Raw genomic sequence first — 15477 nt, forward strand, 5'->3', positions numbered from 1 at the left:
GATGCTTTCCGTAGAAAATCCGGATGAATTGTGGGTAGGTCGACATCTCCATCCTCATCACAAGCTTGACTTTCGAAAAATCAACAGATATGTCAACTTAGATTCTGATATCTCAGTTTGGTTATTGATATGTCTAAAACCGTTGAATTCCCATCTTTGCCTCTGTCCGATCTTGTGACGCCGCAGGACTTGCCGGTTGAGGGAAACATGACCAATCGGATCCACGCGTTGCTTCGCCAATTGATTGTGGAAGTGAAGCTGCTGCCGGGTCGGGCTCTGTCCGAAAAGGAAATCGCGGCGTTGTTGCATGTGAGCAAGACGCCGGTGCGCGAGGCGATCATTCGCCTTGCAGAGGAAGGTTTCGTGACGGTTGTACCGCAGGGTGGTACCTATATCTCGCCGATCGACGTGCAGCGTTACATGGAAGCGTGTTTCATCCGCTTCAAGCTTGAAGAAGGCGCGGTGATAGAGGCTGCCAAGCGGCACTCACTTGAAGATATCGCCCGCCTGAAGACCTGTCTTTCGCAGCAGCGTACCGCCGCGGCCGATGAAGAGTTTACTGACTTTTTCCTGCTCGACGAGGAATTCCACCGCACGATTTTTGCAGCGGCTCGCCTGCCCGGCGCCTGGAGCGTCGTCAATCAGGCCAAAGGTGAAATGGACCGCATGCGCCACCTGAAAAGGGTATTTGCTGTACGTCGCACGGAAAAGGTTATCGAAGAGCACGATGCGATCGTGAATGCGATCGAGTCTGGCAACGTCGAGGCAGCGCGTGACGCCATACAGTGTCATCTGGGATCGCTGGAATCCAAAATCGCAGAGCTCTCCAAGAACCCCAAAATCTGGACCTTCATCGAACAGGTCAATACGCGCGTCACCAGGAAGCGTGTGTCAAGAGGAGCCAAGGCCCCTGCCTGACTGAACATTCAAGGCTTTTGAGGAGGGGCCTTTCATGTCCGCAGTTCAAATCAACGACGTCGTCAAGCGCTACGGTGCTCTCGAAGTCGTACATGGCATCAACCTTTCCATTCAACCGCAAGAATTCGTCGTGCTCGTCGGCCCCTCGGGCTGCGGAAAATCCACCACACTGCGCATGCTCGCAGGTCTTGAGGATATCTCCGGCGGCACCGTCGCGATTGATGGGCGGGTGGTCAACAAGATCGCCCCGAAAGATCGCGATGTCGCCATGGTGTTCCAGAACTACGCGCTTTATCCGCATCTCAACGTCGCCGAGAACATTGCTTTCGGCCTGCGCGTGCGCGGTGAAAAGCGCGATGTGGTCGACAAGGCCGTTGCCGAAGCCGCCCAAATCCTTGGTCTGACGGAATATCTGGCACGTAAGCCAGCCGACCTGTCGGGCGGGCAGCGTCAGCGTGTTGCCATGGGGCGCGCGATCGTACGTCGCCCCAAGATTTTCCTCTTCGATGAGCCACTTTCCAATCTTGATGCCAAGCTGCGCACCCATATGCGGGCTGAAATCAAGCAGCTGCACAAGCGCATGCAGGCGACGAGCGTCTATGTGACCCACGATCAGGTCGAGGCGATGACACTGGCCGACCGTATAGTCATCATGAACCGCGGCAATATCGAGCAAGTCGGCTCGCCGATGGAAGTCTTTCTTGAGCCGGCGAATGTTTTTGTCGCCAGCTTCATCGGCTCTCCGCCCATGAACCTTTTTGACGCGACAATCGACAAGCAGGGTGGCTACGCCAAAGCCGTGCTCACGGGTGATGCCGGACAAAGCCTGACGATCCCCGATGCCTTTGCCCGGAACGCGGTGCAAGGCCAGCCGGTGAAACTCGGCATCAGACCCGAAATCATGTCCGTAGAAGTGGCCGATGGACAGGACGTGCTCAATTGCAGCATCGACCTCGTTGAACCGCTTGGTGCCGAGGCACTGTTGCACGGGAAGGCCGATGGCCAGTCCTTCATCGCCAAAGCCGAAACGCTTTATGCGGATCACTCGCTAAACGGCGTTACCCGGCTCGGTATCGATACGGCGCGCATCCATGTTTTTGACGCCGCAAGCGGCAGATCTCTCAAGGCCGCCGGCAGGGCGCGGCCATGAGACAGTATCTTCAGGAGTCGCTACACGAGCTCTGGCAAGATGTGCGCCGTGACTGGCAGCTTTATTTGCTTCTTGCCCCCATGGCCATCTGGTTTGCACTCTTTCTTTACAAGCCGATGTACGGCCTGGTCATCGCTTTTCAGGATTTTTCGATTTTCCGTGGCATCGAGAAAAGTCCGTGGGTCGGCTTTGCGAATTTCATCGAGCTTTTCCAGAATGACATGTTCGTTCGTGCATTCTGGAACACCATCACCATCAGTGGCCTCGGCCTCATCTTCGCTTTTCCGGTCCCCATCATTCTGGCCTTGATGTTTAACGAGGTTCAGAGCGAAATCGGCAAGCGCTGGGCCCAGACGATCGTTTACCTGCCCCACTTCATCTCCGTGGTGATCGTTGCGGGTATCGTCATCAATTTCCTCTCCCCATCCATCGGCATCGTCAATCTTCTGCTGAAGGGCATCGGGCTTGAACCGATATATTTCCTTACGCAGCCCGAATGGTTTCGGCCTGTGTTCATCGGCTCGTCGGTCTGGAAGGAGTCGGGGTTTGAATCGATCGTCTATCTGGCAGCAATCGCCGGTGTGAGCCCAACCCTTTACGAGTCCGCGAGGGTCGATGGAGCCTCGCGCTGGCAGATGATGTGGCGGATCACGCTACCGTGCATTCTCCCCACGATTGTCATCATGCTCATTATTCGCATTGGCAATCTGGTCGAGGTCGGTTTCGAATACATCATTCTTCTCTACCGCCCTTCCACCTACGAGACTGCCGACGTCGTTTCGACCTTCATCTACCGCACCGGTCTGCAAGGTACCCAGTACGACCTGGCAACGGCCGCCGGCCTGTTCAATGCGGTTATCGCTTTCGTGCTGGTCTATTCGGCAAACCGCATCAGCCGACGAGTCTCGTCGACATCGCTTTGGTGAGGAACTGAAAATGACAAGTTTCAATCTCTATTCGCGTGGCGACAGGATTTTTGGCTGGGCTAACGCCATTCTTCTAGGGCTATTCGTTCTGTCGACGCTTTACCCGTTCATTTACGTCGCAGCAGTTTCGATATCCTCAGGGGCCGCGGTGACTGCCGGTCGCGTCACCCTTTGGCCGGTCGATGTCACGCTGGCGGCCTATGAACATGTCCTCTCGGACAGGATGTTCTGGATCGCTTACGGCAACACGTTCATCTACACGTTCGGCGGTACATTCATGAGCCTGCTGATCATGATCCCGGGCGCTTATGCATTGTCACGCAAGCGTCTGCGCGGTCGCACGTTCTTCAATATCGCGATTGCCTTCACGCTCTGGTTTCATGCCGGCATGATCCCCTTCTTCCTGAACATGCGGGATCTCGGCCTGCTCGACAGCCGCTTTGGTATCATCATCGGGTTCGCGGCCAGCGCCTTCAATGTCATCCTGTTGCGAAACTTCTTCGAAGCCGTGCCGAAATCCTTCGAGGAAGCCGCCAAGATGGACGGCGCGAGCGAGTTGCAACTGCTGTGGAAAGTATTCATTCCGCTTTCCAAACCGGCCATCGTCACGGTGGCGCTGTTCTGCATCGTCTCGCGCTGGAACGGGTATTTCTGGGCAATGGTGCTCCTGCGTGGCGAGGAGAAAATCCCGCTGCAGGTCTACCTCAAGCGCGTCATCGTCGACCTCAATTCGAACGACGAGTTCGCTTCGAGCCTGCTCACAGCCCATTATTCATTCGAGACGGTGACCTCCGCCATCATGATCGCGTCGATCATCCCCGTCCTTATCATTTACCCCTACGCCCAGAAGTATTTCACAAAGGGAATTTTGCTGGGCGGGGTCAAAGAGTAGCTGCACAAGGGAGGAGAACCTGTGAGAAAACTGCGAAAAGGCACGCCCCTTCTGGCGTTGATGACTGCAGCGACAATGGCCTTGCCGGCCTTCGCGCAAGATACGGGCAAAATATCAGAAGACCCGTTGGAGCTGACGATCCACTTCCACTTCCGCGACAAATACGTCTATTCGGAAAAGTGGCCGGTGGAGCAGAAGGCTGCGGAGATCACCAATATCCGTGTGCGCAACGTCGCATCGCTGGCAACCACCAGCAGCCGCGATGCCTTCAACCTGTTGATCGCTTCGGGTGACCTTCCCGACATCGTCGGCGGTGATGCGTCGGGCGGCCTGAAGGAAGACTTCATTCGTTACGGGCTGGAAGGTGCATTTGTTCCGCTTGATGATTTGATCGAGGAACACGCCCCCAACCTCAAGGCATTCTTTGACAGCCACAAGGATATCCGCAACGCGATTTCCGGACCGGATGGCAAGCTCTATTTCATTCCTTACGTGCCGGACGGAAAATACTCCCGTGGCTGGTTCATCCGCCAGGACTGGCTGGACAAACTGGGACTGAAACAGCCGGAAACGCCTGAAGAAGTCTATGAGGTCCTGAAAGCCTTCCGCGACAAGGACCCGAATGGCAACGGCAAGAAGGACGAAGTACCGTATTTTGCCCGTGAAGAGATCGACGCGGTTCGCCTTATCAATCTCTGGGATGCCCGGGTTTCAGGTTCTGAACGCTATGGTGACTTTGCCGTCTATGACGGCGAGTTGCGCCATCCATGGGCTGAAGAAAACTACAGGACCGGCATCTCGAACGTCGCCAAGTGGTACAAGGAAGGCCTGATCGACAAGGAAATCTTCACGCGGGGCGCCCGGTCGCGTGAATATCTTCTAGGCAACAATCTCGGCGGCATGACGCATGACTGGTTCGCCAGCACCTCGACCTATAACGACGCGCTGTCGCCAAAGATCGAAGGTTTCGCGCTGAAGCCAATGTTGCCGCCGAAGACCGTCTCCGGTCAACGTTTCGAAGATGCCCGCAGATTGCGTGTTCAGCCGGTTGGCTGGGCGATCTCGGCCGCCAATGAACATCCGGTCGAAACGATCAAGTACTTCGATTTCTGGTTCTCCCAGCAAGGCCGTGTCCTGTCGAACTTCGGTGTCGAAGGCCTGACCTATGAGATGGTCGACGGCAAACCGCAGTTCAAAAAGGAAGTTCTTGAAAACAAGGACCCGGTTAATGCCCAGCTGTGGGCTGTGGGTGCGCAGGTACCGCGCGGCTACTGGATGGACTACGAATATGAACGCCAGTGGACCAACAAAATCGCGCTTGAAGGTATCGATATGTACGACAAGTGCAATTGCCTTAAGGACGAGTTCATGGGCGTGTCGCTGAACGCCGAGGAAAAGGCAACCTTCGACCGCTATTGGCCGAGCATTCTCACATACATGACCGAGATGCAGCAAACCTGGATCCTTGGTGCGCAGGACGTCGATGCCGGTTGGGATGCCTACAAGAAAAGGCTGACGGCACTCGGTTACGATGAGGTCATCAAGATGATGCAGTCAGCCTACGACCGTCAGTACAAATCGGCCCAATAAATCAGGCTATTGTGATGGCGGCCCTGTCGCCGCCATCTCCTCTCTTTGTTCTTATAGGAGTTAGAGCGCAATGCGTCCCTCTGCCTCGGCGATTGCCAGACAAGCTCATCTCGATGAACCGCGCCCAGGTTCCCTGACCATTGGCTACATGCCGAGTGAGCAATTACCGCCTACCGAAAATCCCCCACGTTTTTCCTGGCTTCCCGATATTGATGATGGTGCGCGCTATGTGCTGCGCATCTCGACTGACCCCAATTTCCCTGACGCACAGACAACTGTGTTTGAAGATCTGGCTTGGAATTTCTTCACCCCAGACGTGGCGCTGGAGGATGGCCACTATCACTGGAGCTACGCGCTCTGGGACCAGAATGCACGGCAACCTCTTTCCAACTGGAGCAAGGCGCGGGGCTTCGAAATCACTGCCGCATTGCCAAAAACCCCGTTACCCGGCCGGGCGGCGCGACGTGCCGCCGCCCATACGAGCCATCCAAGGCTCTGGCTGAATGGCGACCAGTTGAAAGCTTTCTCGGCTGCTGTTGCTAAGGATGCCGATCATTGCGGGTGGTCTGACTTTTTCGAAAAATCTGTCCAGCCCTGGCTGGACCGGCCGATCATCCTGGAACCGAAACCCTACCCCAACAATGTCCGCGTCGCGACCTTGTGGCGGCAAATGTATATTGATTGCCAGGAAGTGATTTATGCCATTCGCCATCTGGCGATTGCGGGACGTGTTCTGGGGCGGGAAGACCTGCTCGACAGGTCGCGTGACTGGCTGCTGACCGTGGCGGGCTGGGATCCGTCTGGCCCGACCTCCCGCGCCTATAATGATGAAGCCGCCTTTCGTGTCGTTGTTGCACTGGCCTGGGGATATGACTGGCTTTACGACCATCTGAGTGCGAAAGAGCGCGAAACGGTCAAAGCCGTTCTGCTGCGCCGTACGCGTGAGGTCGCTGACCATGTGATCTCGCATGCGCGTATCCACGTCTTCCCCTATGACAGCCACGCAGTACGCTCCCTGTCTGCCGTGCTGACACCTGCCTGCATTTCATTGCTGGGTGAAAGCGACGAAGGCGGCGAATGGCTCGACTATACGGTTGAGTTCCTGTCGACACTTTATTCTCCATGGGCTGGCACCGATGGTGGTTGGGCCGAAGGTCCGCACTACTGGATGACTGGCATGGCCTATCTGATTGAAGCGGCCAACCTGATCCGGTCCTATATCGGTTACGATCTCTATCAGCGCCCCTTCTTCCAGAACACCGGCCGGTTCCCTCTCTACACCAAGGCGCCCGGAACACGTCGCGCCAATTTTGGTGACGATTCCACCATGGGCGATCTGCCCGGTCTGAAGGTTGGTTACAATGTGCGCCAGTTTGCTGGTGTGACCGGCAATGGCCATTACCAATGGTATTTCGATCGCATTAAGCAGGATGCCACCGGCACAGAAATGGCCTTCTACAATTACGGCTGGTGGGACCTGAATTTCGACGATCTCGTTTATCGTCACGATTACCAGCAGGTGGCGGCCGTTGCGCCGACCGATCTTCCAGCCCTTTCCGTGTTCAACGATATTGGCTGGGTGACAATCCAGAAACACATGGAAGATCCGGACCGGCATCTGCAATTCGTATTCAAGTCCAGTCCCTACGGTTCGCTGAGCCACAGCCACGGCGATCAGAACGCCTTTGTGCTTTACGCCTACGGCGAAGACCTCGCGATCCAATCCGGTCATTACGTTGCCTTCAATTCACAGATGCATGTGAACTGGCGCCGTCAGACCCGGTCAAAAAATGCGGTGCTGATCGGTGGCAAAGGCCAATATGCCGAAAAGGACAAGGCGCTGGCGCGGCGTGCAGCCGGGCGTATCGTCTCGGTAGACGAGCAACCTGGCCATATCAAAATCGTCGGCGATGCAACGGCGGCCTATCAGGTTGCAAACCCGTTGGTGCTCAAGGCAGAGCGAGAAATCCATTTCGTCAACGACAGCTATTTTGTGTTCGTCGATGAGGTTGAGTGCAGTGAGCCACAGGAACTGCAATGGCTTTGCCACACGATCGGTGCCCCCCAGACCGGCCGTTCCAGTTTTCGTTACACCGGCAAAAAAGCCGGCTTCTACGGCCAGTTTGTTTATTCATCCTCTGGCGCACCGCAGATTTCCGCCGTTGAAGGTTTCCAGGGTATCGACCCGAAGGAATTTGAAGGGCTCGAAATTCATCACCACGTTTGCGCGACCGTGCCGGCAGCAACGCGGCACCGTCTGGTCACTCTTCTGGTGCCTTACATCCTGAGCGAACCCAAGCGTATTTTCAATTTCATCGATGATCAGGGTTTCTCGACGGACATCTACTTCAGCGATGTCGATGACGAGCGCTTCAAACTCTCTCTTGCCAAGCAGTTCTAATCAATACGAGGTTTCCATAATGCTACGTTTCAAAAACAAAACGGTCGTCGTCGCAGGCGCAGGTCGTGATATTGGTCGCGCATGCGCTATCCGGTTTGCTCGGGAAGGCGCCAATGTTGTGCTGACCTATAACGGCGCGGCGGAAGGTGCAGTATCGGCCGTTTCCGAGATCAAGAAGCTCGGTGGCGAGGCACTGGCCATCAAGGCCGATCTCACCAAGGCGGCCGATGTAGAGGTTGCGATTTCCGGTGCGACCGACAAGTTCGGAGACATTCACGGTCTGGTGCATGTGGCAGGCGGTCTGATTGCCCGGAAATCTCTGGCCGATATGGACGAAGCTTTCTGGCATCAGGTTCTTGATGTCAATCTAACGTCGCTTTTCCTCATCGCCAAGGCAGCCGTGCCGAAGATGGCAAAAGGCGGTTCCATCGTGACCTTCTCGTCGCAAGCCGGTCGTGACGGCGGCGGTCCCGGCGCCCTGGCTTATGCGACATCCAAGGGTGCGGTAATGACCTTCACACGTGGTCTCGCCAAGGAAGTTGGTCCCAATATTCGCGTCAACGCAGTTTGCCCGGGCATGATCTCGACCACGTTCCACGACACCTTCACCAAACCCGAAGTACGTGAAAAAGTGGCCGGTGCGACTTCGTTGAAGCGCGAAGGATCGAGTGAGGACGTTGCCGGTCTGGTGGCCTTCCTTGCATCTGATGATGCCGCTTACATCACTGGTGCCTGCTACGACATCAATGGCGGCGTCCTGTTCTCCTGATATCCTGGTAAAACCATGTCCGTATCGTTACCGAGAGCGAGCCGCGTTGCCATTCTTGGCACGTCGCTCGTCCAGCAAAACCACATTGGCGATGCCAGGATGCTTGCGACATCGGCACGCGGCTGGATGAGCTGGGCCGAGGTTCTGTCTCACGGCAGGCTGCATTGCCCGGTCCATCACGATCCATCGGTGCCAGCGGGCTGGGAGCCGAGCAATCGGCCGGGCGTCAGCCGGTTTTTTGCCGGCCTCAACTTCGGTGTCTCTGGCCAGAAGGCGATCGAAATCGAACGACGACTGCCGCGATTGCTGCAATCAGATTTCGATCTGATCCTGCTGGATGCCGGCACCAACGATATGATGGTGGAAACGCGCCAGACAATTGCAGATACCAGAGCACGGATTGCGTCCACTTTACTGGCGGCTGGAAAGACGGTCGTTCTGCTGCCCATTCTGGCGCGTGGCGTGGGTAAATGGCCGGCGCATGGCTCCGAACGCGCAAAGGCACACTGGATCAATCGCCAGAGTGCTGAATTTGCCGCCAGTCACGCCAATTGCCATGTATTCGACTGGAACGCAGCATGGGTCGATCCGAACAGCGAGTTTGGAGAGCCCTATCCCGGTTACTCCGACGATGGAACGCATTTTTCGGTGCGCGGTGCCTTTGCCGTCGGCAAGCTGCTGGCAGGCTATCTCGCAAACATTGTGCCGCGTGCGGCAGACCGCGTTTTGCCAAGAGATGATCGTTTCGACGCCGTCAACAACCCGACCGGCAATCTGGCAACCGAAATGTCCGCGAAAACTCTGACAGAGAGCTTGGAGCAAAGCCACCGTCTTGGTGGGCAGATTGTGCATCCTGGAACCGGTAACTGGGTTGAGGCAATCTGCGATATCGACGTGCCAGCGCATTCAGGCATTCTCGGCGTAACACTACGTTTGAAAGATATTGCCGAGGAAGGGCAAGAGGCATGTGCGCTAAGTCCCTTTCGTGCCGAAGACGGCTCAGTATTCCCCTTCCCTGATACACATTGGAAAGGTGCTTTGCGGACGCCGCCGTTAAAACTCCGGCCGGGTGCTGCACCGCCGGAGCTATATCTTGATGTCCTGCTGCAGGCTGGTTCAAAGCCGATCAGCATCGATATTGCGCGCATTGATGTACGGCCCGTTTCAAGTCCGGTGTGTGCATGAGCAAGGGTGGTGGAAAGCCGAAGCTGCTGATCGCCATGCGCAGCGAGCTTCCGCAAGGGTTTTTCGGCGCGCGCGAATGGGCGCGACTGAATGCGGTGACCGATATCGTTGACGGATTTCCCTATACGGACTTCGACACGGAGGAAGGTCGCCGGGCTTTGGCCGAGGCCGACATTCTGCTGGCGGCCTGGGGGACACCTTCGCTGACAAAAGAACGCCTTGCCCGAGCACCTAACCTCAAGATGTTGGCCTATGCGGCATCATCCGTTCGCGTCGTCGCGCCTGCTGAATTCTGGGACAACTCCAATATTCTGGTGACAACCGCAGCGCCTGCCATGGCCGTGCCGGTGGCGGAATTTACCTATGCGGCCATCATCATGTGCAGCAAGGACGTGTTTCGCCTGCGAGATGAACACCGGGCTGAGCGCGGCACCGGTGGGTTTGGCAGCCGCCGTGGCATGAACCTGCCCTGGCTTGGAAGCTATTCCCGCAAGGTCGGCATTGTCGGTGCCTCCCGCATCGGGCGACTGGTCATCGATATGCTGACACGGGGCCGTTTCGAAATCGGCGTTTATGACCCATTCCTGTCCGCGGTTGAGGCAACGGAACTTGGCTCGACAAAAATGGAACTGCATACGCTTCTCGCATGGTCCGACATCGTCTCGCTGCATGCACCGATCCTGCCGCAAACCCGTCACATGATTGGTGCGCAAGAGCTTGCGTTGATGGCCGACCATACGGTGTTCATCAATACGGCGCGTGGCTGGCTGGTCGATCACGAAGCACTGTTATCAGAGGCGCGATCCGGTCGCCTGCGGATCCTGATCGATACGCCGGAACCCGAACCGCTACCGGTCGACAGCCCGTTTTACGACTTGCCGAATGTCGTGCTGACCCCACACATCGCCGGTGCGTTGGGCAATGAATTGCGCGCGCTTTCTGATGTCGCAATCACTGAAATCGAGCGCTTTGTTGCGGGTCTTCCACCGCTCTACCCCGTTCGCAAACATGACATGGAGCGCATGGCATGAGGGCTTTCAACTATTGTTTTTCCACGCTTGGCTGCTCTGAACTCAACCTGCATGAAACCGCTGACCTGGCGAAACGGCACGGTATTTCGTCCGTGGAATTGCGCACGCTTTGCGGTTCCGTCGACCTGATTTCGGCACTGGAGGGTGAGTTTGGCAGCCCTTCAATCTTTGCTGCGTTTCTGGCGCAACGTGACCTCAAGGTCACGGCCCTCAATACATCGATCCGGTTGTTTGATAGCGACGATATGTCTGCCGTTGAGCCCTTCATTGCGTGGGCGGAAGCGGCAGGCATTGCACATCTCAGGATATTTGACGGCGGAAATCGGTTGACGACCGGCGAGATGACACGTGCAGGTGCAGTGCTCGATCAATGGCAGGTCGACCGGCAATCACGGGGGCTGAATGTCGATCTGATGATCGAAACCCATGATGCTCTAGCGGATGCAACGCAACTCTCTACCTTCATCAGGCTTGTGCCAAATGCCCTGATATTATGGGACACCCATCACACCTGGGCCAAGGGTTCCGATATCAAGCGCCTTTGGCCTGATATTGTCGACAATGTCGTTCATTTACATGTCAAGGACAGCAAGATGGGAGACGACGGCCGACGCCATTACGTGCTTCCAGGCCAGGGTAACTTCCCCATGGCGGATCTTCTGTCGTTTGTCGGATCGAATGACCGACACCTCCCTCTCAGTCTCGAATGGGAGCGCCACTGGCATCCCGAACTGCCACGTCTGGATGACGCGTTGATCGCAGCGCGCGCCTGGTGGCGATAGGAGTACTTATGCGTATCGCCGACATTCAGCTAACGCCGGTTGCCATTCCCGACAAACCATTGCTGAACTGCAAGGGTGTTCACCAGCCTCACGCCCTGAGAACCATCATTGAAGTCACCTGTGATGACGGCACCGTTGGTTTGGGAGAGAGCTACGGGAGTATCAAAGCACTGGACGGTCTAAGATGTGCGGCTCCATCATTGATCGGTCTCGATCCGTTTCACCTTCACGAATTGAAGGCACGGGTCCTTGCCGCTTTGCCAGGTGGTGGTGGCATCAATGCAAAAAGCGCCGTTGCCGACCACAAACTGACGGACGTTGTCGCCTCGGCGTTTGAAGTTCCATGCCTCGATATTCAGGGCAAGCTGCTCGGGCGACCGGTGTGTGACCTGCTTGGTGGTGCGGTTCGCGACAGGGTTCCCTTCAGCGCCTATCTGTTTTTCAAATTCGCCGCTCATATTGGAGAAGAACCGGACGAATGGGGGGAAGTGCTGACGCCAGACCAGATGGTCGGGGAAGCCCGACGGATGGTGGATAAATACGGTTTCCAGTCACTGAAGCTCAAAGGGGGTGTTTTGCATCCCGATCTCGAAATCGAGACGATGCTGAAACTGCGCGAAGCCTTTCCAGATCACCCTTTGCGGATCGACCCCAATGGGGGGTGGACCATCGACACCGCTATCTACATAGCGCGCAAATTGGAAGGCGTTCTGGAGTATCTCGAAGATCCTGTCATCGGTATGGACCAGATGGCACAGGTCGCAGCGGCGACGTCAATTCCGCTCGCCACCAACATGATCGTCCTTGAGTTTGACCAGATTGCTCGAGCCTTCCGAAAGAACGCCGTTCAAATCGTCTTGTCCGATCATCACTATTGGGGCGGTCTTCGTGCTTCAACGCATCTCGGCAAAATCTGCGAGACATTGGGGCTCGGAGTGTCGATGCACTCCAACTCGCATCTCGGGATCACGCTCGCTGCTATGACCCATGTCGCTGCGGCGACACCCAATCTAAGCTACGACTGCGATACGCATTTTCCTTGGACTGGTGTTGATGTGACTGAAGGAGTCCCTTTTGTCTTCGAACGCGGCAGCCTGGAGGTGCCAAAGAATCCAGGATTGGGGATCTCGTTAGATCGACACAAACTATCAATATTCGCTGGTTTGTACGAACAGACGGCCATGAAAGAGCGAGACGACACGGCCTACATGAAGCTCTTTGAACCAGATTACGAACGTCGCGTGCCCCGGTGGTGACTGCCCAGACGTTGAGCGACATCATCCGCATGACGGTTTCCGGACTGCGGCTTTGCACTGCGACCGTTAGCGACGCAAGCACGCCATGGAGTACGCTGAGAATTCGAACTGTTGTCTCGGCAATCAATCAGGCGGCGACGTAGGGCGAACCATTGATGACGAGCGCGCGTGTCCTGGCAAATCTACCCACGCGCCCACTGGCAGGAAAATAAGCGTCGTTTTGACCCCGCCTTCCGGATCATCTTGTGATTGACGATGTTGAACCTGAACAGAGGGCTTGGGACATATGCCGATTTCAGAGCCTACGCAGCGGCGTGCGCCTGTACGCCAAGCGGCTTGAGCATGGCGAATTCCGGGGGCATGGCGCAGTTACGCAACGTCTGGCAGGCCCCCAATAAGCTTGTCCAAGGTCATCGGATAGTGTCGCAGGCGGATGCCGGTTGCGTTATGAATCGCGTTCGCGATCGCTGCCGAAACTCCGCATAGTCCGAGTTCGCCAATACCCTTCGCCTTCATTGGCGAGGAAACTGGATCAGTCTCATCCATGAACACGACTTCCTGGTACGGGGTGTCCGCGTGAACCGGCACCTCGTAGCCAGCGAGGTCGTGGTTGACGAAAAACCCGCGACGGGTGTCGACGGCAAGTTCCTCTGACAACGCCAGACCGGCGCCCATCGTCATCGCACCAATCACCTGGCTGCGGGCCGTGATCGGATTGAGAATGCGGCCGGCGGCACATACCGCGAGCATCCGGCGAATCCGCGTCTCGCCCGTGGCAAGGTCGACGCCCACTTCCACAAAATGCGCACCGAAGGTCGATTGCTGATGACTGTCTGAAAGCTTTTCCCACTCGACCGTGTCTTCGGCGACGAGCCCTTCGGAACCCGCCACTTCGGCCAGCGGAACCGAACGCGAACCGGAACGGACCTGACCATCTTCGAAGACGACGTCCTGTTCGTTGAAGCCGAGCTTCTTGACAATAGCGTCCCGAAGCTTGACACAGGCTGCGTAGACGCCTGAGGTCGAGCAGTTCGCGCCGAACTGCCCGCCGGAGCCTGCAGATACGGGAAAGCGAGAATCGCCAAGCTGCACGGCGACCTTATCAATCGGTAGGCCCATCATTTCCGCCGCGGTTTGGGCGATGATCGTGTAGCTCCCGGTGCCTATGTCCGTCATGTCGGTTTCGACGGTGACGACCCCTTCCTTGTCCAGACGGACGCGAGCGCCCGACGGCACCAGAAGGTTGTTGCGGAACGCAGCCGCAACACCGGAACCGATCATCCAGTTGCCTTCGCGACGAGAGCCGGGTTGAGCTTGCCCCGGCCAGCCGAACCGTTCTGCTCCGAGCTTGAGACAACCGACGAGATCGCGATGCGAAAACGGACGTTCGGGCTTTTCCGGATCCACTTGTGTGTCGTTGAGGATACGGAACTGCACTGGGTCCATTCCGAGCTTTTCGGCCATCTCGTCGATGGCGATCTCGAGCGCCATCAGTCCGGGCGCCTCCCCGGGTGCGCGCATGGCGTTGCCCTCGGGAAGGTGCAGCGTCGCCAGCCGCATCGCCGTCATGCGGTTTTCACCGGCATAGAGAAGCCGCGTCTGCATGGCAGCCGTTTCAAGCTGGCCATCGGGCTGATCGCCCGACCAGCTTTCATGGGCGATTGCCGTTATTTTTCCATCGCGAGCTGCACCAATGCGGATGCGCTGGATCGTTGCTGGACGATGCGTCGTGTTGTTGACGAGGAAAGGCCTCGGCAGCGCCACCTTTACAGGCCGCCTTGCTGCCTTCGCGCCGAACGCGGCCAGAACAGCGTCGGCACGCAGGAACAGCTTACCGCCAAAGCCGCCGCCGATGAACGGCGACATGAGGTGGATTTTCTCCTTGTCGACACCAAGCGTCGTTGCAAGGTCGGACCGCCACCAGTCGATCATCTGGCTGGAAGTCCAGACCGTCAGCTCGTCGCCATCCCAGGCGGCGATGGAGGCATGCGGCTCCATCATCGAATGCGACTGGTCCGGCGTTGTGTAGGTCTCGTCCAACGTTACCTCGGCGGACTTGAACGCCCCTTCGAAATCTCCAACGGCGGTATCGGGTGGAGCTCCGCCTGCGTCTTTTGGCTTGACTGCCGAACCCATCGCCTCGGCGAGATCGTAACTACCCTGTTCTTCCGCGTAATCCACCTTTACTAGCGCTGCCGCTGCGCGGGCTTGTTCGAAGGTTTCGGCGACGATCACGGCAATCGCCTGATGATAGTGCTGGATCTCATCGCCACCGAAAAGTATCGCAGTATTGTACTTGCCCTTCTCAATTTTGCCGACGTCAAGCGTCGTTACCACGGCAAGCACGCCCGGCGCGCGTTCGGCAGCTTCGATATTCATCGAGATGATGCGGCCCTTGGCGATGGTCGATCCGACGGGGTAACCGTAGGCATAGGCCAGGTTCGGATCATGCCACTCATAGGCGTACATGGCCCGCCCCGTTGTCTTGAGCTCACCGTCGATGCGGTGAACGGGCTGACCGACGATTTTCAGCTGGTCGATCGGATTGGTCGTTGCGGGTGTATCGAACTTCATGGC

Annotated in this window: 12 protein-coding genes; 11 read left to right on the forward strand and 1 reads right to left on the reverse strand. The window is 56.9% G+C overall.

All coding sequences use genetic code 11. The features are described from left to right. Nucleotides 1-129 precede the first annotated feature (129 nt). The 11 genes from ACZ47E_RS23775 (at nucleotide 130) to ACZ47E_RS23825 (ending at nucleotide 12900) form a co-directional block, all read left to right on the forward strand. The gene (locus ACZ47E_RS23775; RefSeq protein WP_004446114.1) at nucleotides 130-918 is read left to right on the forward strand and encodes an FCD domain-containing protein; all 789 of its coding nucleotides are present in this window, start codon (nucleotides 130-132) and stop codon (nucleotides 916-918) included. Nucleotides 919-952: 34 nt separating this feature from the next. Further along, complete coding sequence (locus ACZ47E_RS23780) at nucleotides 953-2068, forward strand: ABC transporter ATP-binding protein (protein WP_004446116.1); 1116 nt, start codon at nucleotides 953-955, stop codon at nucleotides 2066-2068. Next, a complete protein-coding gene (locus tag ACZ47E_RS23785) occupies nucleotides 2065-2994 on the forward strand; it encodes an ABC transporter permease (RefSeq protein WP_022563231.1) in 930 nt (309 codons plus the stop codon). Before ACZ47E_RS23780 ends, ACZ47E_RS23785 begins: the two co-directional genes overlap by 4 nt. 10 nt (nucleotides 2995-3004) lie before the next feature. Beyond that, nucleotides 3005-3886 (forward strand): carbohydrate ABC transporter permease, encoded by an 882-nt coding sequence (locus ACZ47E_RS23790; protein WP_006697906.1) that lies wholly within the window; start codon nucleotides 3005-3007, stop codon nucleotides 3884-3886. 60 nt (nucleotides 3887-3946) lie between these two features. Further along, nucleotides 3947-5476 (forward strand): extracellular solute-binding protein, encoded by a 1530-nt coding sequence (locus ACZ47E_RS23795; RefSeq protein ID WP_034497518.1) that lies wholly within the window; start codon nucleotides 3947-3949, stop codon nucleotides 5474-5476. A gap of 70 nt (nucleotides 5477-5546) precedes the next feature. Continuing rightward, the gene (locus ACZ47E_RS23800) at nucleotides 5547-7877 is read left to right on the forward strand and encodes an alginate lyase (protein ID WP_022563233.1); all 2331 of its coding nucleotides are present in this window, start codon (nucleotides 5547-5549) and stop codon (nucleotides 7875-7877) included. A gap of 19 nt (nucleotides 7878-7896) precedes the next feature. Next, nucleotides 7897-8646, forward strand: a complete 750-nt coding sequence (locus tag ACZ47E_RS23805) for an SDR family NAD(P)-dependent oxidoreductase (RefSeq protein ID WP_022563234.1) — start codon at nucleotides 7897-7899, stop codon at nucleotides 8644-8646. A gap of 15 nt (nucleotides 8647-8661) precedes the next feature. Next, nucleotides 8662-9831, forward strand: a complete 1170-nt coding sequence (locus ACZ47E_RS23810) for an SGNH/GDSL hydrolase family protein (protein ID WP_022563235.1) — start codon at nucleotides 8662-8664, stop codon at nucleotides 9829-9831. Next, on the forward strand, nucleotides 9828-10862 hold the full coding sequence (locus tag ACZ47E_RS23815; RefSeq protein ID WP_022563236.1) for a hydroxyacid dehydrogenase: 1035 nt from the start codon (nucleotides 9828-9830) through the stop codon (nucleotides 10860-10862). The genes ACZ47E_RS23810 and ACZ47E_RS23815 overlap by 4 nt, the downstream gene beginning before the upstream one ends. Continuing rightward, the gene (locus tag ACZ47E_RS23820; RefSeq protein ID WP_022563237.1) at nucleotides 10859-11644 is read left to right on the forward strand and encodes a sugar phosphate isomerase/epimerase family protein; all 786 of its coding nucleotides are present in this window, start codon (nucleotides 10859-10861) and stop codon (nucleotides 11642-11644) included. The genes ACZ47E_RS23815 and ACZ47E_RS23820 overlap by 4 nt, the downstream gene beginning before the upstream one ends. 8 nt (nucleotides 11645-11652) lie before the next feature. Beyond that, nucleotides 11653-12900, forward strand: coding sequence for a glucarate dehydratase family protein (locus ACZ47E_RS23825; protein WP_022563238.1), 1248 nt, complete (start codon nucleotides 11653-11655; stop codon nucleotides 12898-12900). A gap of 369 nt (nucleotides 12901-13269) precedes the next feature. Here ACZ47E_RS23825 and paoC read toward each other — a convergent pair whose 3' ends face one another. Further along, complete coding sequence (paoC, locus tag ACZ47E_RS23830; RefSeq protein WP_022563239.1) at nucleotides 13270-15474, reverse strand: aldehyde oxidoreductase molybdenum-binding subunit PaoC; 2205 nt, start codon at nucleotides 15472-15474, stop codon at nucleotides 13270-13272. Between the last annotated feature and the right edge of the window lie 3 nt (nucleotides 15475-15477).

This window comes from Agrobacterium sp. 5Ca39, from assembly GCF_055382365.1.